This is a genomic window from Phenylobacterium aquaticum (genome assembly GCF_947378715.1).
Lineage (GTDB): Bacteria > Pseudomonadota > Alphaproteobacteria > Caulobacterales > Caulobacteraceae > Phenylobacterium > Phenylobacterium aquaticum_A.
Genome location: NZ_CANCLE010000012.1, coordinates 1 through 21,898, shown reverse-complemented (window position 1 = coordinate 21,898; position 21,898 = coordinate 1). Strand labels below are relative to the sequence as shown.

Sequence of the window (21,898 nt, the reverse complement as noted above, 5' to 3'; positions counted from 1 at the left end):
ACGGCGCCGCCGCCCGCCTACCGGATGGTTCCATGTTCGAGGGCACGCGCAGCAAGTCAACCGACGCCGGCCTGGCCCGCACCCTGCGCCGCCTGCCGCCCTATGTGCTGGCGACAGCGGCCACGGTCCTGTTCCTCGGCCTGAGACTGATCCTGGAGCCGGTCTTCCATGACCGGCCGGCCTTCCTGCTGTTCGTTCCGGCCGTCCTGGCCTCGGCCCTGGTGGGCGGCGCGGGCCCGGCCCTGCTGGCCACCCTGCTCAGCCTGCTGGGCGCCCTGGCGTTCAGCGGCGCGGACCTGGTGCGCGACCCCGTCAACATGATCGACGCCGGCTTCTTCCTGGTCCTGGGCCCGGCCATCGCCTATGGCGGCTGGCGCACCCAGGCCGCCGCCCGGGCCCGGGCCGAGGGCCTGCGGAATCTGGAGGAGCGCGAGGCCCACCTCCAGTCCATCCTCGACACCGTGCCCGACGGCATGATCGTCATCGACGAGCATGGGCGGATGTTCTCCTTCAGCGCCGCCGCCGAGCGCCTGTTCGGCTGGCAGGCCGAGGAGGTGGTCGGCCGCAACGTCTCGATGCTGATGCCCAACCCCTATCGCAACGCCCATGACGGCTTCCTCGGCCGCTATCTGGCCACCGGCGAGCGGCGGATCATCGGCATCGGCCGGGTGGTGGTGGGCGAGCGCAAGGATGGCTCGACCTTCCCCATGGAGCTGGCGGTGGGCGAGATGCGCTCCGGTGCGCACCGCTATTTCACCGGCTTCGTCCGCGACCTCTCCGAGCGCCAGGCCACCGAGCGCCGGCTGCAGGACATGCAGTCCGAGCTGGTCCACGTCTCGCGCCTGACCTCCATGGGCGAGATGGCCTCGGCCCTGGCCCATGAGCTGAACCAGCCGCTCTCGGCTATCGCCAACTATATGAAGGGCTCGGTGCGGCTACTGGAGGCGCCCGAGCCGGACAGGGCCAAGATCAGGGGCGCCCTGATCAGCGCCAGCGACCAGGCCCTGCGGGCCGGAGAGATCATCCGCCGCCTGCGCGACTTCGTCTCCAAGGGCGAGGCCGAGCGTCGGATCGAGAACCTGCAAAAGCTGATCGAGGAGGCCGGAGCCCTGGCCATGGTCGGGGCCAAGGAGTTCGGCGTCCGCCTGACTTTCCAGCTCGACCCCGAGCTCGGCGATGTCCTGGCCGACAAGGTGCAGATTCAGCAGGTGGTGCTGAACCTGATGCGCAATTCGATCGACGCCATGCTGGACAGCCCGACGCGCACCCTGGTGATCGCCACCCGCGCCCTGCCCGACGACATGGCCGAGGTGTCGGTGGCCGACAGCGGCCCGGGCATCAGCCCCGAGGTGGCCGACAAGCTGTTCCAACCCTTCATTACCACCAAGAGCACGGGCATGGGGGTCGGGCTGTCGATCTGCCGGACCATCGTCGAGGCCCATGGCGGCCGGATCTGGGTCGAACCCAACCCTGGCGGCGGCGCCCTGTTCCGTTTTACCCTGCGCGCCGTGCCCAAGGAGGAACCGGCCGGCGATGAATGACGTGGTGCATGTCATTGATGACGATGAGGCGATGCGCGATTCGCTGAGCTTCCTGCTCGAGGCGTCGGGCCTCGCGGTCCGCACCTATGCATCGGCGGCGGAATTCCTGGCCATCGCCGCCGAGGCGGAGCCCGGTTGCGTGGTGACCGACATCCGCATGCCCGAGATGAACGGCCTGGAACTGGTCGCCGAGCTCAAGGCCCGGGGCGTGACCTTGCCGATCATCGTCATCACCGGCCATGGCGACGTGCCCCTGGCCGTCGAGGCCATGAAGGCCGGGGTCTGCGATTTCCTGGAAAAGCCGTTCAGCGACGACACTCTGCTGGCCACCCTGCGCCGCGCCCTGGACGGCATGGTCGCCAGCCAGAGGCAGGATTCAGAGGCACGCCGGATCGGCGAGATCCTCGACCAGCTGTCACCGCGCGAGAAGGACGTCCTGCGCGGCGTGGTGGCCGGCAAGCCCAACAAGGTGATCGCCTTCGACCTGGGAATCAGCCCCCGCACCGTCGAGGTCTATCGGGCCAATGTCATGACCAAGACCCGGGCCAACGCCGTCTCCGACCTGGTCCGCATGGCCATGGTCGCCGGGCTCTGATCTCACACCGTCGTTCGGCGAATTGCGCTGAATCAAGGCCGCCCCACACCCGGACCCCCAGGGTGACGGCGAATGTCCGCACGCCTCGCTTCCCCTTCGCTGTCCGCCGCGCCTCAGCGTCCGCAGGTGGTGCTGGTTGACGACGACGTGGCCCTGCGCATGGCGCTGGAGTTCTCCCTGGACCTGGAGGGATTCGACGTGACGGCGCTGGACAGCGGCGAGGCCCTGCTGCGGATCGCCAGCCTGCCCCTCACCGGGGCCTGCCTGGTCCTGGACCAGAACCTGCCCGGGATGACCGGGGTGGAGACCCTGCGCCAGCTGCGCGCCCGGGGCGTGACCCTGCCCGCCCTGCTGATCACCAGCCATCCTCCGGCCGGCGTGCGCGAGGCCGCCCAGGCCAGCGGCGCGAGGATCGTGGAAAAGCCCCTGCTGGGCGACGCCCTCACGGCCCACATCGTCCAGGCGATCGGCGGCTGACCAGGCGGAAATCCCGGGGCGATCAGATGGCCTTGGAATGCCGCCCGGCCTCCGGCGCGAAATAGGCGTCGAACACCGCGCAGACCGAGCGGACCAGCAGCCGGCCCAGGTCCGTCACCTGCACCACCGCCCCCTCCAGCCGGACCAGGTCGTCGGCCGCGAAGTCCTTCAGTCGGGCCCGTTCGCCGGCCAAGTCATCCAGTGACCGGCCCTGGCGGGCGCAGACCGCAGCGAGGTCGACCCGCAGATCGCACATCAGTCGCGCGATGATCTCGCCCCGGAACCGGTCGTCAGGGGTCACCGCCACGCCCCGGACGGTGGGAAGCTCGCCCTTGGCCACCGCGGCGCGCCAGCCGAGCTCCTGGGCGGTGTTCTGCACATAGCCCTGGGGCAGGACGCCAATGGCCGAGGCCCCGAAGCCCAGCAGGGCGCCGGCGTCGTCGGTGGTGTAGCCCTGGAAATTGCGGTTCAGCCGGCCCGCCTTCAGGGCCACGGCCAGCTCGTCATCCGGCAGGGCGAAATGGTCCAGGCCGATGCGGACATAGCCCTGGGCGATCAGATGGTCAGCGGCGGCCTCGCTCTGGTCCAGACGATCGACGGGGCCCGGCAGGGCGGCTTCGTCGATCAGCTGCTGGTGGGCCTTCATCCACGGCACATGGGCGTAGCCGAACAGAGCCAGGCGCTCGGGGCGCAGGCCGGCCACCCGCTCCACGGTCTCCAGCATGTTGGTCGTGGTCTGGTGCGGCAGGCCGTACATCAGGTCGATATTGACCGAGCCCACGCCCGCGTCGCGCAGCCAGCCGACACACTGGGCCACTTCCTCGAAGCTCTCGCGCCGGTTCACCGCCGCCTGCACCTTGGGCGACAGGCTCTGCACCCCCAGGCTGGCGCGGTTCAGGCCATGGCCGGCGGCGGCCTTCACCCAGGCCTGCGTCAGGGAGGCGGGGTCCAACTCGGCGGCGATCTCGGCGCCCGGATCGAAATCGAAGGCCTCGCGCAGGGCGGCGAACAGCAGGTCCATGTCGGCCGGCGACATCATGTTGGGCGTGCCGCCGCCCAGGTGCAGGGCCTTGGCGCGCAGCCGTCCCGGCAGGGACGGCGTCACCAGCCCGATCTCCCGGGCCAGCAGGGCGACATATTCGCTCACCGGCTCGTGGCGGTTCACCGCCCGGGTGCTGCAGCCGCAGAACCAGCACAGCCGCGAACAGAAGGGGATGTGGGCGTAGAGCGAGACCGCCTCGGCCGGATCCAGGGCCGCGAGCCACCGGCGATAGGCGCCCGCGTCGACCTCAGGCTTGAACTGCACGGCGGTGGGATAGCTCGTATAGCGCGGCGCGCGGCCGTCATACTTGTCGACCAGGGCCATCAGGTCAGGGCGGCTGACCTCGAGCGGATGCGCGGCGTACACGGGTGTCCTCCATCAATGCTGACGGGACCATGTCGCCAAGGCCGGAACGGCGCGGTGATTCAGATCAAACTACAGCGGGCCGTCGTCCGGGCCGACATTGAGGATCCGGTTGGCGTCGCCGGTGGGGTCCTCGTACTGGCCGCTGCGCAGGGTCCACCAGAAGGCGCCCAGGCCGAGCAGGGCGATGAAGATCGAGATCGGCGCCAGCATCAGGAAGATGGTCATGTCTTGCCTGCTCCCACCCGCATGCGCAGGGCGTTGAGGGTCACCACGAGGGATGAGCCCGACATGGCGAGCGCGGCCACGAAGGGATTGATCAGGCCCAGCATGGCGGCCGGGGCGGCGATCAGATTGTAGAGGGCGGCGAAGGCGAAATTCTCCAGGGCGCGGGCCCGCGCCTGGCGGGCGGTGTCGAAGGCTGCGACCACCGATCCCAGCCCCTCGCCCGAGAACACCAGGTCGGCGGCGTTCTGGGTGGCGCTGAGCGCCGAACCCGGGGCCATGGCGGCGTGGGCCTTGGCCAGGGCGGCGGCGTCGTTCAGCCCATCCCCGACCATCAGCACCTTGCGGCCCTGGGCGGTCAGGCGGGCGATCGCCTCGGCCTTGTCGGTGGGCGACAACCCGGCCCGCCACTGGCTGATCCCCACAGCCTCGGCGGCGCGCGCCACGGGACCGGAAAGATCGCCGGACAGGATCTCGACCGTCAGGCCCCGGCGCGTGAGCTCGGCCACCGTCCGGGCGGCATCGACGCGCAGATTGTCGGAGAACCTGAAGCGGACCTTGGTCTCACCCACGACGCCGAACCACAGCTCGGTCTCACCGGCGTCCTCGCCGGCCACCCCGACGAAGCTGGCGCGACCCAGGCGGGCGCGACGACCGCCGATCCAGCCCTCGACGCCCTGGCCGGCGGTCTCGGAGACATCCTCGGCCATCGGGCCGGGACCGGCCTCGGCGGCCAGGGCCCGGGCCAGGGGATGGGCGGAGGCGCGCGCCAGGGGCGCGGCCTGGGCCAGCAGGGCCGGCGTGGCGCCGATCAGCCGGGGACGGCCCTCGGTCAGGACCCCGGTCTTGTCGAACACCACATGGTCGACCTCGGCCAGGCGCTCCAGGGCCGCGCCGGACTTCACCAGCACGCCCCGCCGGAACAGGCCGCCCGAGGCATTGATCTGCACGGCCGGCACGGCCAGGCCCAGGGCGCAGGGGCAGGTGATGATCAGCACGGCGACGGCCCGCAACAGGGCCTCGCGCGGGCCCAGCCCCAGGGTCCAGCCTGCGACAAAGGTCAACGCCGCAGCGGTATGGACCACCGGCACATATACGGCGGCGGCCTTGTCGGCGAGCCGCACATAGAGCGAGCGCGACTGGGCGCCGGCCTCCACCAGCCGGGCGATGGCGGCCACGGCGGAGTCTTCCGGGCGCACGGCGGCCCGCAGGGTCAGAGCCCCGGAGAGGTTCAGGGCCCCGGCCTGGACCGCGCTGCCGGCGGCGACCGGCACAGGCCGGGTCTCGCCGGTCAGCATGGCGTTGTCCAGTTCGCCCGCCCCGCCCTCGACCACGGCGTCGACCGGAATGCGTTCGCCCGGGCGCACGACCAGCAGGTCGCCGATCGCGATCTCCGACAACGGCTTGCGGTGTTCGCGCCCCAGATCGTCGAGGGTGATGGCGTAGGGCGCCTGGAGCGCCAGCAGGTCGGCGGCGGCGCTCCGCGCCCTGGCCCGCAGCTGGTGATCCAGCCAGCGGCCGATCAGCAGCAGGAAGATCAGCGACACGGCGGCGTCGAAATAGGCGTCGCGACCGTGGAGGATCGTTTCGACGAAGCTGATGAACAGGGTCAGCAACACGCCGATCGAGATCGGCACGTCCATATTGGCCCGGCCCACGCGGAGGGAGCGCCAGGCCGACTGGAAGAACGGCATGCCGGCATAGAGCACGCAGGGGGTGGCGATCAGACCGCTCCACCACTGCATCATCACCCGTGTGGCCGGCCCGAGCTCCTGGCCGAACAGCCCGGCCCACAGCGGCACCGAGAACATCATGGCGTTGCCGGCCCCGAAGGCGGCGACGCCGAGCGACAGGGCCAGGCGGCGACCCTCGCGGTCATGGGCCTCTGCGGCCTCGGTCGGATCGAAGGGCGCGGCCTTGTAGCCCAGCCCCTCGACAGCCCGAAGCACGGCGCCGGCGTCGGCGGCCACGCCGGGCCGGAAGCGGACCGCCAGCTTGCCGGTGGTCAGGTTCAGCCGGGCGGCCTCGACCCCGGCCAGGGCCGCGACGCCGGTCTCGATCTTGGCCATGCAGGCCGCGCAATGGGCGCCGGCCACCAGCAGGTCGAAGTCCTGCGCCCCGCCGGCCCGGGGCTTCAGATAGGCGCTGAGGTCCGGGCCGGCCACGGGATCATAGGTCAGGGCCATGTGACCCGCCGCTCGGCCACGAACAGATGGCCCGCGCCGTCATGGGCGTAGACGGTGACATCCCACGCGCCGGACACCGGCCGCATGTCGGCCTGGTAGTAGCCGGGCCCGATGGCCTTGAACTTCGGGGTCAGCCGGCCGGTCTCGGTGGCCGGACGCTCCAGCTTGCCGGTGAGGGTCAGGCCGTTCAGCGGCTTGCCGTCACGATCCCGGAATTCGACCTCCAGGGCCCGGCTCTGTTCCGGCGCGATCCCGACCTTCCAGCCCAGCTTCTCCTGGGCCGCCAGCTGGGCCAGGGTCTTGTTATAGGCGACGCCATCCTCATAGGGGGTCACCGAGACCTCTCCCGGGAAGGTCTTATAGGCATAGACCGCCATGCCGACATCGACGGCGATGACCACGCTGAAGAAGGCCACCACGATGGCCAGCACATGCCAGCCGGTCAGGCGGAAGCCGGGGCGGGGATCAATCACGTGGGTCATGGTTCGCGGCTCCAGAGAGGAAGGTGGACTTGGCCTGCACCGTCAGGTCGCCCGAGGTCAGGGTGAAGATCGCCGGCAGATTGTCTTCATTTTCGTCGTCGGCCCGGCCGGTGACGAAGACCCGCACGGCGCGGGTCTCATTGGGCTCGACCGTGACGAAGAGGTCGCCCTGGGTCGCGGCCTCGCCTGGGGTCTTGAGCTGGGCGTGGGGCACGCCGGAGACATGCACATCGAAGGTCCGGGTCTCGAACCCGCGGTTGGAGATCTTCAGGGTGTAGCCGTCGCGGATCGCGCCATCGTGCAGGCGCACGAAGGTCGGGTTGCGGTCGCGCAGCACATGCAGGTCGATGACCTTGCGCTGGGCGAAGCCCCAGATCATCACGCCGCTGACGATGGCCAGGGCCACACCGTAATAGATCGTGCGGCTGCGCACCGGTTTGTAGACCGCCTTCTCGCCCTGCATGCGGGCGGCGACGGCGTAGTCTGTGTCATAGGCGATCAGACCCTTGGGGCGGTCGATCCGGATCATGATCTCGTCGCAGGCGTCGATGCACAGACCGCAATTGATGCATTCCAGCTGCGATCCATCGCGGATGTCGATGCCCATGGGACAGGCGACCACGCAGGCGTTGCAGTCGATGCAGTCGCCACGGCCGGTCCAGTCCTGGCCCTTCTTGTGCGGGCCGCGCGGCTCACCCCGGTCCTTGCGATAGGTGACCTGCAGGGAATTGAAGTCGAGCATGGCGCCCTGGATCCGGGGCCAGGGGCACATATAGGTGCAGACCTGTTCACGCATCCAGCCGGCGAAGACATAGGTCGTGCCGGTCAGCACCGCGCAGGAGACGTAGGCCGTCATCTCCGCCTTCCCGACCCAGAAGGTGCGGATCAGGGTCGGAGCGTCGTGGAAATAGAAGATCCAGGCGCCGCCGGTGCCGAAGGCTATGCCCAGCCAGACCGCATGCTTGCCGATCTTCCGCCAGGCCTTGTTGAAGGACCAGGGTTGGGCGTCGAGCTTCATCCGCGCGTTGCGGTCGCCTTCGAAGGCCCGCTCGACATAGATATAGAGGTCGGTCCAGACCGTCTGGGGGCAGGTGTAGCCGCACCACAGCCGACCGAACAGGGCGGTGACCAGGAACAGGGCGAGCGCCGCCATGACCAGGAGACCGGTGAGGAAATAGACCTCCTGCGGCCAAAGCTGGATGAAGAAGAAATAGAACCGCCGGCCGGTGAAATCGACCAGCACCGCCTGGTCGGGCAGGCCGCCCGGCCGGTCCCAGCGGATCCAGGGGGTCACGTAGTAGATCCCCAGCGTCAGGATCAGCAGGGCCCACTTGATGTTGCGCCAGGTCCCGCGCACCAGCTTCGGATAGATCGGCGCGCGGGGTTGATAGAGACCTCCGCCCGGAGTGGCCTTCTTGCGGGCCCGGGCGGCGGCTGAAACCGGACCTGAACCTTCCGGTTCAGGCGTCCTTGTCCGGTCGATGACGGTCGTCATGGCGCACTACTGACCCGCCGCATTGGCGTGGATATAGACCGCCAGCGCCTTGATGGTTTCAGGATCGAAGCGCTTTTCCCAGGTCGGCATCACCCCGCCGCGACCGTTCCAGATCTGACCATGGATGTCGGCGCGGGCCGAGCCATAGAGCCAGTCGGCGTCGGTCAGGTTGGGGGCGCCCTTGGTCTGGTCGCCCTTGCCCTCCGGCCCGTGACAGATGGCGCAATTGGCCTGGAAGACCGGGGCGGCGCGGCCCACGGCGCCGGCGTTGGCCGGGCGATGCGACAGGGCCACCACATATTCCGTCAGGTCGTTGATCTGCTCCGCGGGCAGCAGCTGGTCGCGACCAAAGGCCGGCATCTGCGAGGCCCGCGCCTGCGGATTGTCGGAGCGAATCCCCACCTGAATGGTGTGCTGGATGTCCTCCGGCGTGCCGCCCCACAGCCAGACGTCGTCGCGCAGGTTGGGATAGCCCTTGCCGCCGGTCCCGCCCGCGCCATGGCAGGTGGCGCAGTTGTCGCCGAAGATCGACTGGCCGACGGCGAGCGCATAGGCCTGCAGCTTGGGATCGGCCTCGATCTGTTCGAGGCTCAGGTTCTTCAACCGGGCGCCCTCGGCGCTGCGTTGGGTCTTCAGCGCGTCGAGGTCGCGGACGACCTGGGCCCGGTCGGACATGTGCAACAGGCCGTGGGTGTAGCCGTGCAGCCCCGGCCAGGCCGGCATCAGCACCCAGTAGACGATGGCCACCGCGATGCAGAGATACCAGGTCCACAGCCACCAGCGCGGCAGGGGGTTGTCGAGTTCGCGGATGCCATCCCACTCGTGGCCGGTGGTTTCGACGCCCGAGACGTCGTCGGTTTCACGCGGGGACATCATCGTCCTCCTGTTCGAGCGGAACTCGGGCGAGGCGATTGAACGCCTCGCGATTGCGGGGCCAAAGGGCGTAGACGAGGCAGCCCAGGAACAGGACGGCGAAGTAGACGCTGCCCCCCTGCTGGGCGGCGCGCGCCACGGTCTCGTAGGTGAGCGCGCTCATCTCAGGTTCTCCGGCGCGTCGGCCTTGTAGGTCTTGAAGTCGACCAGGGTCCCGAGCATCTGGAGATAGGCGATCAGGGCGTCCATCTCGCTGATCTTGTCCGGGTTTCCGTCGAAGTCGCGCTGGGCGACCTTGTCCCCGTAGCGCTTCTTCAGAGCCGTGCCGCCGGCGTCGAAGGGATCGGCCTGGGCCTCCAGATCGACCTTGGCGTGATCGATCTCGGCCTGGGTATAGGGCACGCCCACCTTGGTCATGGCGGCGACCTTGGCCTGGATGTCGCTGTAATCGAGGTCCTTCTTGGCCAGGAAGGCATAGGGCGGCATCACCGATTCCGGCACCACCGAGCGCGGATCGATCAGGTGGTCCCTATGCCAGCCGTCGGAATACTTGCCCCCGACCCGGGCGAGATCCGGCCCTGTGCGCTTCGACCCCCACTGGAAGGGGTGGTCGTACATGCTCTCGGCGGCCAGGCTGTAGTGACCATAGCGCTCCACCTCGTCGCGCAGGGGACGGATCATCTGCGAGTGGCAGAGGTAGCAGCCCTCGCGGATGTAGATGTCCCGGCCGGCCAGCTCCAGCGGCGTATAGGGCCGCATGCCGTCGACCTTCTCGATGGTGCTCTCCAGGTAGAAGAGCGGGGTGATCTCGACCAGGCCGCCGATGGCGACCACGACCAGGATGCCGATGACCAGCAGCAGGGAATGCCGCTCGAACTTGGCGTGATGCTTCCACATGATGGATTTCCCTCAGCTCGCGACGGCCAGGGCGGGGAGGGCCGCGGCGGAGTCCTGGGTCGAGGAGCTCGGCATGCGGATCGTGCGCCACAGGTTGTAGGACATGATCAGGGCGCCGGAGAGGTACATCAGCCCGCCGATGGCGCGGACAATGTTCTCCACGTGCTTGGCCGAGACGGTCTCGACGAAGCTGTTGGCCAGGAAGCCCTGCGGCGTGTACTCGCGCCACATCAGGCCCTCCATGATGCCGGAGACCCACATGGCGGTGATGTAGAGCAGGATGCCCGTGGTCGCGATCCAGAAGTGCCACTCGACCAGGCGATCGGACCAGAGCCGGTCCTTCTTCCACAGCCACGGAACCATGCAGTAGACCGCGCCGAAGGTGATGAAGCCGACCCAGCCCAGCGCACCGGAGTGCACATGGCCGATGGTCCAGTCGGTATAGTGGCTGAGCGCGTTGACCTCGCGGATCGACATCATCGGACCCTCGAAGGTCGACATGCCGTAGAAGGCGATCGAGACCACCAGCATCCGCATGACCGGGTCGGTCCTGAGCTTGTCCCAGGCGCCCGACAGCGTCATCAGGCCGTTGATCATCCCGCCCCAGCTGGGCATCCACAGCATGATCGAGAAGGTGGCCCCCAGCGTCTGGGTCCACATCGGCAGGGCCGTGTAGTGCAGGTGGTGGGGGCCAGCCCAGATGTAGATGAAGATCAGGGCCCAGAAGTGGACGATGGACAGGCGGTACGAATAGATCGGCCGCTCAGCCCGCTTGGGCACGAAATAGTACATGATCGCCAGGAAGCCGGCGGTCAGGAAGAAGCCCACGGCGTTGTGCCCGTACCACCACTGGGTCAGGGCGTTCTGCACCCCGCCAAAGGCGGAGTAGCTGCGATGGTTCAGCCAACCGACCGGCATGGCCAGGTTGTTGACGATGTGCAGCAGGGCGATGGTGACGATGAAGGCCAGGTAGAACCAGTTGGCCACATAGATGTGGGGCTCCTTGCGCCGCCACAGCGTGCCCAGGAAGACCAGCAGATAGACGACCCAGACGATGGTCAGCCACAGGTCGGTGACCCACTCCGGCTCGGCGTATTCCTGGCCCTGGGTGACGCCCAGCAGATAGCCGGTGGCGGCCAGGACGATGAACAGGTTGTAGCCCCAGAACACGAACCAGCTGGCCAGCCCCCCGGCCAGCCGGGCCCGGCAGGTGCGCTGGACCACGTAGAACGAGGTGGCGATCAGGGCGTTGCCGCCAAAGGCGAAGATCACGCCCGACGTATGTAGCGGCCGCAGGCGTCCGAAGTTCAGGAAGCCGTAGTCCGGAAAATAGAAGATCCTCGGCCAGGACAGCTGGCAGGCGATGACCACCCCGACCAGCATGCCAACCACCCCCCAGAACATGGTGGCGATGACGCCGGCCCGGATCACGCTGTCCTGATAGGACTTCGGATCGCCGCGAAACTTGCCCGAGCTCATGCCCACGGTCATCACCCCGGCGGCCAGGGTGAAGGCGAACAGGAACACATAGCCGTGGAACCTGAACAGGGGGTCGGCCGAATAGGCCGTGGCGAGGAGGGCGCCGAACGCCCCCAAACAGCTGAAGACGAGCAGAATGACCGCGTCGAGCGGTGCTCCGTCTTCCTTGACCAAGGATTGTTGCATGGGCCCCAACGTCTTTTTCTACAGACGTTCGGCTCATGCCCCCGCGCCGGATCGCAGGCCTTGATTCAGGTCAAGGCGCGGCGCCGTGGGCCGACCCTGGCCCCTTCAGAAGGCGGGCTTGAACAGCACCTGGTCGGTATAGGTCTCCTGCACCAGGCTGAAGGCGACGCCGTCCGGCGTCGACAGCACGGCCCGATGGCGCAGGATTTCCGGCGGGATCACGAAGGTCTCGCCCAGCGCCGCCGGCGGTCGGGGCAAGGTCTCCCAATCGGCGGGCAGGGGCCGGAACAGCAGTTCGGACGACAGGGTGCGCCTGCGATAGCCGAGCGGCTTCACCACCACGCCGAACGGGGTCTGGCTGGTCTCCAGCGCCTGGTTCATGTCCGGCGTCAGCCGGCCCGGTCGGTACCAGTTGTCGGCCCGCGACAGCACCCGCTCGCCGCAGGCCAGCTCCACCCGGCGATAGCGCAGCGGCTCATCCGGCCCGACGCCCAGATCGGCGCGCTCAGCCGGCCCCGCCGGCTTGTCCAGATCGACCCGGCGGGCGACGATCTTCAGGCCGGGGGAGGTCCCGTGCGCCTCGCACCAGTGCTGCAGGGTCTGGGTGGCGCTGTCATGGCTCAGCAGTTCGGCGTTGAAGCCCTGGATCTGGGCCAGGGCCTCCAGCCGGGCGGGAAAGCTGTCAGGCCAGGACGCGCCCGCCAGGGGCGCCAGCAATGCGGCCACGGCCGCCAGGGCGGGGGAAAAGCTCATGGCCCTGATCTCGCATTCCGGCGCGCGGTCGTCGAGCATGCCGGCGGCTTTTTTGCTACGACGAGGCCATGGCCAAGACCACTCCCGCGACCCTGGCGCTCGGCAAGGCCGGCGTCGCCTTCACCCTCCACACCTATGACTATGATCCCGATGCGGCTCGGGTCGGACTGCAGGCCGCCGAGAGCCTGGGCGTTCCGCCGGAGCGGGTGTTGAAGACCCTGATGGCCGAGGTCGACGGCCAGCCGGTCTGCGCGGTGCTGGCCTCTGACCGGGAGGTGGCGATGAAGCGGCTGGCGGCGGTGTTCGGCGGCAAGAGCGCCCAGATGATGCGTCCCGCCGACGCCGAGCGGATCACCGGCTTCAAGGTCGGCGGGGTCAGCCCCTTCGGCCAGAAACGCCGCGCCCCCACCGTGGTCGACGCCGCCGCCCTCGCCCACGCCAAGGTGTTCGTCAATGCCGGCCAGCGCGGCCTGCAGGCGGAACTGTCCCCTGCCGACCTGGTCGCCGCCCTGGGCGCCAAGGTCGCGGCGATCACCTAGGGCGGGGTGGGCGCCGGCCTGGCGGCGCGCGGCTTCACCGCCCGCTCCAGGAAGATCAGGATCAGCGGGATCAGTATCCAGCAAAACTGGGCGAGCTGAAGCTGATTGAAATGCAGGGCCAGCAGGCTGCCGGCGAAGGTCAGGCCCGGCGTGGCGGCGCGCAGGCCGCGATAGGCCTGCTCCCGCCCGCTCAATCCGCCCATCAGCCGCCCCGCGCCCCGCGACGCCGTCAGCCACAGGAGCAGATTGGCCATCGAGGTGGCGATCAGCACATAGGCGTAGAACATCCAGGCCCCGGCGCCGAACCGGCCCTCGCCCAACAGGCTGGAGGCGAACGGCGTCAGGCAGACCGGCGCCAGGAAGGCGACATTGGCCCAGGCTGTGGGCCAGTCGAAATGAGCCAGACGCCGCAGGGTGCTCATATGGGCGGCCCAATAGACCGCCACCACAGCGAAACTCAGGCCGAAGGCGACGAAATGGGGAACCATGCCGGCCAGGACGGCGGAAACCGACGCGCCGTCGTGGGTCACCGGCGGCCGCAGTTCCAGCACCAGCAGGGTCAGCACGATGGCGAACACCGCATCAGAGAAGAACAGCAGCCTGTGCAGCAGCCGGTCGTCCTCGCCCGAACCTGACGCGTCCATCAGCGCTCCCCTGATCTCACCCCATACTTGGTAGCCCGCGATCCGGGACCCTGTCGACCGGCGCGCCTTGCTTTGGCCACCGGCTGGCGGCGATGTGATCGCCAGAGCCCTCGCCTTCCTGGTACGGACGGGTAGTCTGGGCCGATCGCCTGTTCGGACCAGACTTGATGCTGAGACTTCCCCTCGCCGGGGCCCTGTCGACCCTCGCGCTGTTCGTATCCACCGCCGCCCTCGGCCAGGTCCCCCAGGCCAGCGCGGCCCCACCCCCCATGGCCACGCCCGCCGCGCCGAGCGGGGTCGCCCCCGCCGTCGAGCCGCCGATCGAGGCCCCCGCCCCCGCCCAGCCCTTCGCCGCCGAGATCGCCCACTTCGCCGAATTGGACGCCACGGCCCCGCCCCAGGCCTGCGCCTTCCTGTTTGTCGGCTCCTCGACCATCCGCTTCTGGCGCAGCCTGGACCAGGACATGTCGCCCTATCCGGTGATCAACCGGGGCTTCGGCGGCTCGAAGATCGAGGACGTCGACCTCTATTTCGACAAGGTGGTCACCCCCTACAAACCCCGGGCGATCTTCTTCTACGCCGGTGAGAACGACCTGTGGTCTGGAGAGACGGTGGAAGCCGTCGTCGCAAATTTCGAGCGTTTCATGGCGCTGAAGACCGCCCAGCTCGGCGAGGCGCCGGTCTATTTCATCTCGCTGAAGCCCTCGAAGCTGCGCCTGGCCCAAATGCCCCTGCAGAGCGAGGTCAACGCCCGCATCCGGGCGCTCGCCGACACCCGCGCCGACCTGCGCTATGTCGACGTCACGCCAGCCATGCTCGATCAGGGCGCGCCGAAGGACATCTATGTCGCCGACGGCCTGCACATGAACCCCGACGGCTACGCCTTGTGGACCGGCGTGGTCCGCCCAGTGCTGGAGCATGAGGCCCAGGACGGCCGCGCCTGCGGCGAGCCCACGGTGGCGACGCGCTGAGGCCTCAGCCGCCGGCTGGAAGCTCGCCCATGGCGCTCTGCAGGTAGTTGGCCTCGCCCAGCGAGCCCATCAGCGAGATCTGGGTCTCGAGGAAGTCGATGTGCTCCTCGGTGTCCGTCAGGATCTCGCGGACGATCTGGCGCGAGACATAGTCGGCCGAGGCCTCCGAGAGTCGGATCGCCTCGATCTGGTCGGCGCGGCCGGCCACCTCGACCGCCAGGTCGGCGGCCAGGCATTCGGCGACGGTCTCGCCGATCTTCAGCTTGTGAAGGTCCTGGAGGTTGGGCAGGCCGTCAAGGAACAGGATGCGCTTGATCAGCTTGTCAGCGTGCTTCATCTCGCCGATCGATTCGTCGTAGGTGATCGCGCCAAGCCTGTTGAAGCCCCAGTTCTGGTACATCCGCGCGTGCAGGAAGTACTGGTTCACGGCCGTCAGCTCATTGGTCAGGATGGCGTTGAGCAGCCGGATGATCGCCTTGTCGCCTTGCATCGAGGCCTCCTGAAATGGTGTCGCCCAGCCTCCGGTCGGGGGCCGCGCCTGTCAAAGCAATCTTGGGGGTGATCCGGACCTATTCGGCCGCGTAGCGCAGGGCCTGGGCCTGGTCGTCGATCATCTGCTTCATCTCGCAGACGCACCTGGCGCATTGCGGCCGGGCCCCGCAGGCGCGGAAGATCTCGGCCGGCCGCTCGGCGCCGCCTTCGATCGCGGCGCGGACCTCGCGCTCGCGGATGCCATTGCAGTTACAAATGAACATGGACGACCGGGTTTCTGGAACCTGTCCTCTCTAGCAGATGCGAACGACGTTGCAACTCATTTGCAACTGAGACGGCGATCGGGCGCGACGGTTTGTCGCGACATGCGGCCTTGGCCGAACACGTTCTGCGGGTGGACAGTGCCCGCCGCGCTAAGCGTCCAGCCCCAGGCTGGAGGCGCTGGGAGCCGTGCCTGACATGGACGTCTACGCCCTGCTCCTGTCGCGGCTTCAGTTCGCCTTCACCATCGCTTTCCACATCATTTTCCCGAGTTTCACCATCGGCTTGGCCAGTTACCTGGCGGTGCTGGAAGGGCTGTGGCTGGCCAGCGGCAACCCGGTCTTCAAGACGCTCTATCTGTTCTGGCTCAAGGTGTTCGCCCTCTCCTTCGGCATGGGCGTCGTCACCGGCGTGGTGATGAGCTACGAGCTGGGAAGCAACTGGAGCGTGTTTTCGGTGCAAGTCTCACCTGTGATTGGCCCCCTGCTGGCCTTCGAGGTGCTGACGGCCTTCTTCCTGGAGGCCAGCTTCCTGGGGATCATGCTGTTCGGCTGGCGCAAGGTGGGCCGCGGCCTGCACTTCGCCGCCACCCTGCTGGTGGCGATCGGCACGCTGATCTCGGCCTTCTGGATCATCTCGGCCAACAGCTGGATGCAGTCGCCGGCCGGCTTCGCGCACACGCCGGCCGGGGGACTGATCGCCACCGACTGGATGGCGGTGATCTTCTCGCCGAGCTTCCCGGCCCGCCTGGGCCACATGACCTTGGCGGCCTATCTGACCACCGCCCTGGTGGTCGGGGCGGCCTCGGCCTGGCGGCTGTTGCATGACCCCGATGAGGCCGCCTCGGCCACGGCCCTGCGCATGGCCATCGGCATGCTGGCCATTGTCGCGCCGCTGCAACTGATCGCGGGAGACGTCTCCGGCAAGGCGGTCCGCCACCTGCAGCCGGCCAAGCTCGCCGCCATCGAGGCCTTCTGGGAGACCCGGGCCCACCAGCCTTTCCACATCCTCGCCTGGCCCGACCCCAAGGCCGAGACCAATCGCTGGGAGCTGTCGATCCCGGGGCTGGGCAGCTGGATCACCGCCGGCGACGCGGGCGCCGAGGTCACCGGTCTGAAGGCCTTCGCGCCTGAGGACCGCCCCCCCATCGCCATCGTCTTCTACGCCTTCCGGGTGATGGTCGGGCTGGGCCTGGCCATGATCGGTCTGGGCGGCTGGGGGGCGTGGCTGGCCCTGCGCGGCGGGCCGGAGCGCTCCCGCGCCTTCCTCTGGGCCACGGTGGCCATGGGCCCCACCGGCTTCGTCTCGGTGATCGCCGGCTGGATCGTGGCCGAGGTCGGCCGCCAGCCCTATGTGATCTATGGCGTCCTGCGCACCGCCGACGCCGTCTCGCCGGTCGGCGCCGGCCAGGTCTCGGCCTCGCTGATCGGCTTCCTGGCGGTCTATGCGACCATCTTCAACGTCGGCGTGCTCTACATCCTGCGGCTCATCGCCGAGGGCCCGACAGAGGCGCATGAAGAGCCGCCGCCCCTGGCCCCCGGAGCGCGGCCATGAGCCTGGACCTGCCGCTGGTCTGGGCCGGGATCATCGCCCTCGCCGTCCTGTTCTACGTCGTGCTGGACGGCTTCGACCTCGGCGTCGGCATCCTGTTCCCTTTTGCGCCCACGCCCCGGGATCGTGATGTGATGGTCGAGTCCATCGCCCCGGTCTGGGACGGCAACGAGACCTGGCTGGTGCTGGGTGGCGGCGGGCTGTTCGCGGCCTTCCCCAGGGCCTATGCCGCCATCCTGCCGGCCCTGTATCTGCCGATCATGATCATGCTGCTGGCCCTGGTGCTGCGCGGGGTGGCCTTCGAGTTCCGGGCCCGGGGCCGGGCGCGGGGCAAAGCCTTCTGGACCGCCGCCTTCGCCGGCGGCTCGCTCACCGCCACCCTGGCCCAGGGGCTGGTGCTGGGCGGCTTCATCCAGGGCCTGACCCTGAAGGACGGCGCCTTCGCCGGCGGCGCCTTTGACTGGCTGACCCCCTATTCGGTGATGGTGGCCGTGGGCCTGGCCGCCGGCTACGCCCTGCTCGGCGCGGGCTGGCTGATCTGGCGGACCGAGGGCGAACTGCACGATCTGGCCCGCCGCTGGGCGGGAACCGCCGCCGGCGCCGCAGCCATGCTGCTGGCCGGGGTCAGCGTCGCCACCCTGTTCCTGCACCCCCAGGTCGCCGCCCGCTGGGGCTTCGACGGCCATGGCTTTTCCGAATCCGCCCTGGCCCGGCTCGCGCCCATCCCCCTGCTCGGCCTGGCGGGGCTCGCCACCGTCGGACTGGGCCTGGGACGGCGCAGCCATGTGGCGCCCTTCGCCGGCGGACTGATCGTGTTCCTGTCCGGCTATCTGGGGCTGGCGGCGGGCTTCTTCCCCTATATCGCCCCCTACGCCATGACCTTCCGCGAGGCGGCCAACGAGGACAATGCGCTGGCCCTGATGCTGGGCGGGGTGGCGATCCTGCTGCCGGTGATCCTGGGCTACACGGTGTTCGTCTACTGGCTGTTCCGGGGCAAGGTGACCGCCGATGCGGGCTATCATTGAGCCGCCGCCGGAGCCGGGGACGCAGCCCGGCCCCCTGTGGAGGCGACTGGCCTGGTTCGCCGCCCTGGCCATCGCCGGGACCGCGACCGCCGCGACCCTGGCCTGGGTGATGAAGGCCCTGCTTCCGGCGACCTGACCATCAGGTTATGGAAGCGGCCATGTCGGAACCGCCCTGCCGCCTCTATCTCATCACCCCGCCCCGGATCGACGATCTGGCGGGCTTCGGCCACCTGCTCGCCCAGGCGCTCGACGCCGGCGACGTGGCCGCCCTGCAGATCCGGCTGAAGGACGCGCCCGACGACGTTCTCGCCGCCGCCATCGACGTGATCTCGCCGATCGCCCGGGCCCGCGGCGTGGCGGTGATCCTCAATGACCGGCCCGATCTCGCCGCCCGCTTCGACTGCGACGGCGTCCATATCGGCCAGAGCGACGGCACGCTCGCCCAGGCCCGCAAGCTGGTCGGGCCCGAGCGGATGGTCGGGGTCACCTGCCATGACAGCCGCCATCTCGCCATGGAGGCCAGCGAGGGCGGGGCCGACTATGTGGCCTTCGGCGCCTTCTTCCCGACCACCACCAAGGACGCCTCGACCCAGGCCGAGCCCGAGATCCTGACCATCTGGCAAGAGACCATGGAGACCCCCTGCGTGGCCATCGGCGGGATCACGGCGCAGAACGCCGCCGGCCTGGCCGCCGCGGGGGCCGACTTCATCGCCGTCTCGGCCGGGGTCTGGAACCATCCGGACGGCCCCGCCGCCGGCGTGAAAGCCCTCAACGCCGCCATCGCCGAGGGGCTGGAAATCCGGGGCTAGGACGCGTCGCCGCATCCCGGAAAGCGCCCGCGCGCCTTTCCGGGATGACAACACTTTGGTTGTAGGACCTCTCCCCAAAGCCTCGCCTTGCCTTAAGGCCTTGGCGCCACTAGGTTCCGCGCCCTCATGTCGACCCAATCAGCCCTCCTCAAAGTCATGTCCGACGCCGCCCGCAAGGCGGCCCGGGGCCTCAATCGCGACTTCGGCGAACTGGCCGAACTGCAGGTCTCCAAGAAGGGGGCGGCCGACTATGTCTCGGCCGCCGACCTCAAGGCCGAGCAGACCCTGTTCGAGGCCCTGGCCAAGGCGCGGCCCGGCTACAGCTTCCTGGGCGAGGAACGGGGCCTGATCGAGGGCACCGACAAGACCCACACCTGGATCGTCGACCCGCTCGACGGCACCACCAATTTCCTGCACGCCATTCCGCACTTCGCGATCAATATCGCCCTGCAGCGCGAGGGCGTCGTGGTCGCCGCGGTGACCTACAACCCGATCACCAACGAGCTGTACTGGGCCGAAAAGGGCAAGGGCGCCTTCGTCAATGACAAGCGCCTGCGCGTCGCCGCCCGTCGCCATCTGGACGAATCGGTGCTGGCCACCGGCATCCCGTTCCTGGGCCACGGCCAGCACGCCAAGTTCCTGAAGGAGCTGCACCAGATCAGCCAGCGGGTCGCCGGCGTTCGCCGCTTCGGCGCCGCGGCCCTGGACATGGCCTTCGTGGCCGCCGGGCGCTTCGATGGCTTCTGGGAACGCGACCTGAAGCCCTGGGACATGGCGGCCGGCCTGCTGCTGATCGCCGAAGCCGGCGGCAAGGTCACCAATGCCGACGGCGAGGACGACGTGCTGGGCTCGGGCTCGGTCCTGGCCTCGAATCTCGAACTGCACCCGCTGATCCTCGAGAAGCTGAAGCTCGCCAACTGATCGGCGGGCTTGACGAGACCGTCACACGCGGCGGCTAGATCGGGGTCATGAACCTGACCCGTCGCGCCTTCGCCGCCGCCTCTGTCGCGAGCCTCGCCATGCCCACCCATGCCGCGGCCACCCCGCCCAAGCGCCCCCTCGTCATCGCCCACCGGGGCGCGAGCGGCCTGCGCCCCGAGCACACCCGCACCGGCTATCTGCTGGCGATCGCCCAGGGCGCCGACTTCATCGAGCCCGACCTGGTGCTGACCAAGGACGGCCACATGGTGGTCCGTCATGAGAACGAGATCGGCGGCACCACCGATGTGGCCAGCCATCCCGAGTTCGCCGCCCGCAAGACCCGCAAGATGGTCGACGGCGAGGCCATCGAGGGCTGGTTCACCGAGGACTTCACCCTGGCCGAACTGAAGACCCTTCGCGCCCGCGAGCGGCTGGGCAGGCTGCGGCCGGTGAGCGCGGCCTTTGACGGGACCGACCCGATCCCGACCTTCGACGAGGTCTGGGCGATCGCCAAATCCGAGAGCCAGCGCCTGGGCCGCACCATCGGCGTCTATCCGGAGATGAAGCATCCGAGCTATTTCGCCGGTATCGGCATGCCGTTCGAGGCCCGCCTGGCCGCCTCGCTGAAGGCCAAGGGACTCGATTCCCGCAACGCCCCGGTCTTCGTCCAGTGTTTCGAAGTCGGGCCGCTGAAGACCTTCGCGACCCTCTCCAAGGCGCCGCGCATCCAGCTGGTGTCGGCCGAGGGTGGTCCCGCCGACGACCCCAAGGCCACCTATCGCGACATGACCAGCGCCACGGGCATGAAGACCCTGGCGACCTATGCCGACGGCGTCGGGCCGGATTGGAAGATGGTGGTTCCCGTGGTCGACGGGGCGCTCGCGCCGGCCTCATCCTTCGTCGCCGACGCCCATGCGGCCGGGGTGGCGGTGCACCCCTGGACGGTGCGGGCCGAGAACCAGTTCCTGCCGACCGCGCTCAGGCGCGGCGACGATCCCGCCGCCCATGGCGACGTGGCCGCCCTCTACGCCGCCCTGTTCGCGGCTGGCGTTGACGGCCTGTTCAGTGACTTCCCGGGCCTGGAGTTCGAGGCGCGGGCGCGGTTCATGGCAGGGACCTAGCGCCGCCGCCGCTGCGTCATCGCTTCCGCTTCCTGCTGCGCTGCGATAAGCCCTCACCCATTCTTTAGACGATCATTCTGGGAAGGGGATTCATGAGCATCAAGGGCAAGGCCTATATCATGGGCGCCTACGAGCATCCGCTCCGCGACGCGCCCGACACGTCCACGCCGCAGCTGCACGCCGAATGCGCCAAGGGCGCGCTCGCGGACGCCGGCCTGACCAAGGACGACATCGACGGCTATTTCTGCGCCGGCGACGCACCGGGCTTCGGCGCCCTGTCCATGGTCGACTATATGGGCCTGCGGAACGTGCGCCACACCGACTCCACCGAGACCGGCGGCTCGTCCTACATCGTCCATGTCGGCCACGCGGCCCAGGCGATCGCGGCGGGCAAGTGCAAGGTGGCCCTGATCACCCTGGCCGGCCGTCCCCGCCAGAACAAGTTCGGCTTCGGCGGCGGCGCCAAGCCCGGCCAGCTTTCGGACGGCCCACCCGAGGCCGGCTTCGAGAACATCTATGGCGGCTCGACCCACAACACCTACGGCATGTGCGCCATGCGCCACATGTACGAATATGGCACCACCTCGGAGCAGCTGGCCTGGATCAAGGTCGCGGCCAGCCATCACGCCCAGTGGAACGAACACGCCTTCCTGAAGGACGTGGTCACCGTCGAGCAGGTGGTCAATTCACGGCTGATCGCCGACCCGTTGCACCTCTTGGACTGTTGCGTGGTCACCGATGGCGGCGGCGCCCTGATCGTCACCAGCCCCGAGATCGCCAAGAGCCTGAACCGGCCGAAGGTCAAGGTGATCGGCGCCGGCGAAAGCCCCAAGGGCCCGATGGGCGGCCGCCAGCTCGACCTGACCCATTCCGCCGCCGTCTGGTCCGGTCCGCCGGCCTTCGCGGAAGCCGGCGTCACCCCGGCCGACATCAAGTACGCCTCGATCTATGACAGCTTCACCATCACCGT

At 68.8% G+C, this 21,898-nt stretch carries 25 protein-coding genes; 12 read left to right on the top strand and 13 right to left on the bottom strand.

Annotated features, from left to right (window positions below):
• Window positions 1-32: 32 nt before the first annotated feature.
• The 3 genes from Q7P21_RS03275 to Q7P21_RS03265 all read left to right on the top strand — a co-directional run bounded on the left by Q7P21_RS03275 (window position 33) and on the right by Q7P21_RS03265 (window position 2,613).
• Complete coding sequence (locus Q7P21_RS03275) at window positions 33-1,541, top strand: PAS domain S-box protein (RefSeq protein ID WP_304175716.1); 1,509 nt, start codon at window positions 33-35, stop codon at window positions 1,539-1,541.
• Complete coding sequence (fixJ, locus tag Q7P21_RS03270) at window positions 1,534-2,136, top strand: response regulator FixJ (protein WP_304166702.1); 603 nt, start codon at window positions 1,534-1,536, stop codon at window positions 2,134-2,136. Before Q7P21_RS03275 ends, fixJ begins: the two co-directional genes overlap by 8 nt.
• 72 nt (window positions 2,137-2,208) lie before the next feature.
• On the top strand, window positions 2,209-2,613 hold the full coding sequence (locus tag Q7P21_RS03265; RefSeq protein WP_304166699.1) for a response regulator: 405 nt from the start codon (window positions 2,209-2,211) through the stop codon (window positions 2,611-2,613).
• 22 nt (window positions 2,614-2,635) lie between these two features.
• Here the strand turns inward: Q7P21_RS03265 and hemN are convergent, their stop codons facing one another.
• The 10 genes from hemN to Q7P21_RS03215 all read right to left on the bottom strand — a co-directional run bounded on the left by hemN (window position 2,636) and on the right by Q7P21_RS03215 (window position 12,633).
• Window positions 2,636-4,021, bottom strand: coding sequence for an oxygen-independent coproporphyrinogen III oxidase (gene hemN / locus Q7P21_RS03260; RefSeq protein ID WP_304175714.1), 1,386 nt, complete (start codon window positions 4,019-4,021; stop codon window positions 2,636-2,638).
• 69 nt (window positions 4,022-4,090) lie between these two features.
• Window positions 4,091-4,246, bottom strand: a complete 156-nt coding sequence (gene ccoS / locus Q7P21_RS03255; RefSeq protein WP_304169241.1) for a cbb3-type cytochrome oxidase assembly protein CcoS — start codon at window positions 4,244-4,246, stop codon at window positions 4,091-4,093.
• Window positions 4,243-6,429, bottom strand: coding sequence for a heavy metal translocating P-type ATPase (locus tag Q7P21_RS03250; RefSeq protein WP_304175712.1), 2,187 nt, complete (start codon window positions 6,427-6,429; stop codon window positions 4,243-4,245). The genes ccoS and Q7P21_RS03250 overlap by 4 nt, the downstream gene beginning before the upstream one ends.
• Window positions 6,420-6,911, bottom strand: a complete 492-nt coding sequence (locus Q7P21_RS03245) for a FixH family protein (RefSeq protein WP_304169237.1) — start codon at window positions 6,909-6,911, stop codon at window positions 6,420-6,422. The genes Q7P21_RS03250 and Q7P21_RS03245 overlap by 10 nt, the downstream gene beginning before the upstream one ends.
• Complete coding sequence (ccoG, locus tag Q7P21_RS03240) at window positions 6,895-8,406, bottom strand: cytochrome c oxidase accessory protein CcoG (RefSeq protein ID WP_304175711.1); 1,512 nt, start codon at window positions 8,404-8,406, stop codon at window positions 6,895-6,897. Before ccoG ends, Q7P21_RS03245 begins: the two co-directional genes overlap by 17 nt.
• Before the next feature lie 6 nt (window positions 8,407-8,412).
• On the bottom strand, window positions 8,413-9,279 hold the full coding sequence (gene ccoP / locus Q7P21_RS03235) for a cytochrome-c oxidase, cbb3-type subunit III (RefSeq protein ID WP_304175707.1): 867 nt from the start codon (window positions 9,277-9,279) through the stop codon (window positions 8,413-8,415).
• Window positions 9,266-9,442: a cbb3-type cytochrome c oxidase subunit 3 gene (locus Q7P21_RS03230; protein ID WP_304169228.1), complete on the bottom strand. Its 177-nt coding sequence runs from the start codon at window positions 9,440-9,442 to the stop codon at window positions 9,266-9,268. Before Q7P21_RS03230 ends, ccoP begins: the two co-directional genes overlap by 14 nt.
• Window positions 9,439-10,176, bottom strand: a complete 738-nt coding sequence (gene ccoO / locus Q7P21_RS03225; RefSeq protein WP_304169225.1) for a cytochrome-c oxidase, cbb3-type subunit II — start codon at window positions 10,174-10,176, stop codon at window positions 9,439-9,441. The genes Q7P21_RS03230 and ccoO overlap by 4 nt, the downstream gene beginning before the upstream one ends.
• Window positions 10,177-10,188: 12 nt before the next feature.
• Complete coding sequence (ccoN, locus tag Q7P21_RS03220; protein WP_304169243.1) at window positions 10,189-11,667, bottom strand: cytochrome-c oxidase, cbb3-type subunit I; 1,479 nt, start codon at window positions 11,665-11,667, stop codon at window positions 10,189-10,191.
• A 279-nt stretch (window positions 11,668-11,946) separates the two neighbouring features.
• Complete coding sequence (locus Q7P21_RS03215) at window positions 11,947-12,633, bottom strand: hypothetical protein (RefSeq protein ID WP_304169223.1); 687 nt, start codon at window positions 12,631-12,633, stop codon at window positions 11,947-11,949.
• A gap of 29 nt (window positions 12,634-12,662) precedes the next feature.
• On the opposite strand from Q7P21_RS03215, the gene ybaK reads away from it, so the two are divergent.
• Window positions 12,663-13,133 carry a Cys-tRNA(Pro) deacylase gene (ybaK, locus tag Q7P21_RS03210; protein ID WP_304175705.1) on the top strand — a complete coding sequence of 157 codons (471 nt, stop codon included), beginning with the start codon at window positions 12,663-12,665 and terminating at the stop codon, window positions 13,131-13,133.
• Here the strand turns inward: ybaK and Q7P21_RS03205 are convergent.
• The gene (locus Q7P21_RS03205; RefSeq protein ID WP_304169217.1) at window positions 13,130-13,777 is read right to left on the bottom strand and encodes a TMEM175 family protein; all 648 of its coding nucleotides are present in this window, start codon (window positions 13,775-13,777) and stop codon (window positions 13,130-13,132) included. The genes ybaK and Q7P21_RS03205 overlap by 4 nt on opposite strands.
• Before the next feature lie 167 nt (window positions 13,778-13,944).
• On the opposite strand from Q7P21_RS03205, the gene Q7P21_RS03200 reads away from it, so the two are divergent.
• On the top strand, window positions 13,945-14,748 hold the full coding sequence (locus tag Q7P21_RS03200) for a GDSL-type esterase/lipase family protein (RefSeq protein ID WP_304175703.1): 804 nt from the start codon (window positions 13,945-13,947) through the stop codon (window positions 14,746-14,748).
• Between the two features lie 4 nt (window positions 14,749-14,752).
• Here Q7P21_RS03200 and bfr read toward each other — a convergent pair whose 3' ends face one another.
• The gene (gene bfr / locus Q7P21_RS03195; protein WP_304169211.1) at window positions 14,753-15,238 is read right to left on the bottom strand and encodes a bacterioferritin; all 486 of its coding nucleotides are present in this window, start codon (window positions 15,236-15,238) and stop codon (window positions 14,753-14,755) included.
• Window positions 15,239-15,317: 79 nt separating this feature from the next.
• Window positions 15,318-15,503 carry a bacterioferritin-associated ferredoxin gene (locus Q7P21_RS03190; RefSeq protein ID WP_304169208.1) on the bottom strand — a complete coding sequence of 62 codons (186 nt, stop codon included), beginning with the start codon at window positions 15,501-15,503 and terminating at the stop codon, window positions 15,318-15,320.
• A 196-nt stretch (window positions 15,504-15,699) separates the two neighbouring features.
• Here Q7P21_RS03190 and Q7P21_RS03185 point away from each other — a divergent pair, with 196 nt between their 5' ends.
• The 7 genes from Q7P21_RS03185 to Q7P21_RS03155 form a co-directional block, all read left to right on the top strand.
• On the top strand, window positions 15,700-17,055 hold the full coding sequence (locus Q7P21_RS03185) for a cytochrome ubiquinol oxidase subunit I (protein WP_304175701.1): 1,356 nt from the start codon (window positions 15,700-15,702) through the stop codon (window positions 17,053-17,055).
• Complete coding sequence (cydB, locus tag Q7P21_RS03180) at window positions 17,052-18,077, top strand: cytochrome d ubiquinol oxidase subunit II (RefSeq protein WP_304175699.1); 1,026 nt, start codon at window positions 17,052-17,054, stop codon at window positions 18,075-18,077. The genes Q7P21_RS03185 and cydB overlap by 4 nt, the downstream gene beginning before the upstream one ends.
• On the top strand, window positions 18,061-18,213 hold the full coding sequence (locus Q7P21_RS03175; RefSeq protein ID WP_304175697.1) for a hypothetical protein: 153 nt from the start codon (window positions 18,061-18,063) through the stop codon (window positions 18,211-18,213). The genes cydB and Q7P21_RS03175 overlap by 17 nt, the downstream gene beginning before the upstream one ends.
• Window positions 18,214-18,235: 22 nt before the next feature.
• Complete coding sequence (gene thiE, locus Q7P21_RS03170) at window positions 18,236-18,886, top strand: thiamine phosphate synthase (protein WP_304175695.1); 651 nt, start codon at window positions 18,236-18,238, stop codon at window positions 18,884-18,886.
• Between the two features lie 126 nt (window positions 18,887-19,012).
• Window positions 19,013-19,807 carry an inositol monophosphatase family protein gene (locus Q7P21_RS03165; protein WP_304170807.1) on the top strand — a complete coding sequence of 265 codons (795 nt, stop codon included), beginning with the start codon at window positions 19,013-19,015 and terminating at the stop codon, window positions 19,805-19,807.
• A gap of 98 nt (window positions 19,808-19,905) precedes the next feature.
• Window positions 19,906-20,928, top strand: a complete 1,023-nt coding sequence (locus Q7P21_RS03160; RefSeq protein WP_304170810.1) for a glycerophosphodiester phosphodiesterase — start codon at window positions 19,906-19,908, stop codon at window positions 20,926-20,928.
• A gap of 92 nt (window positions 20,929-21,020) precedes the next feature.
• The coding region (locus tag Q7P21_RS03155; RefSeq protein WP_304175693.1) for a thiolase domain-containing protein at window positions 21,021-21,898 on the top strand (878 nt) is incomplete at its 3' end.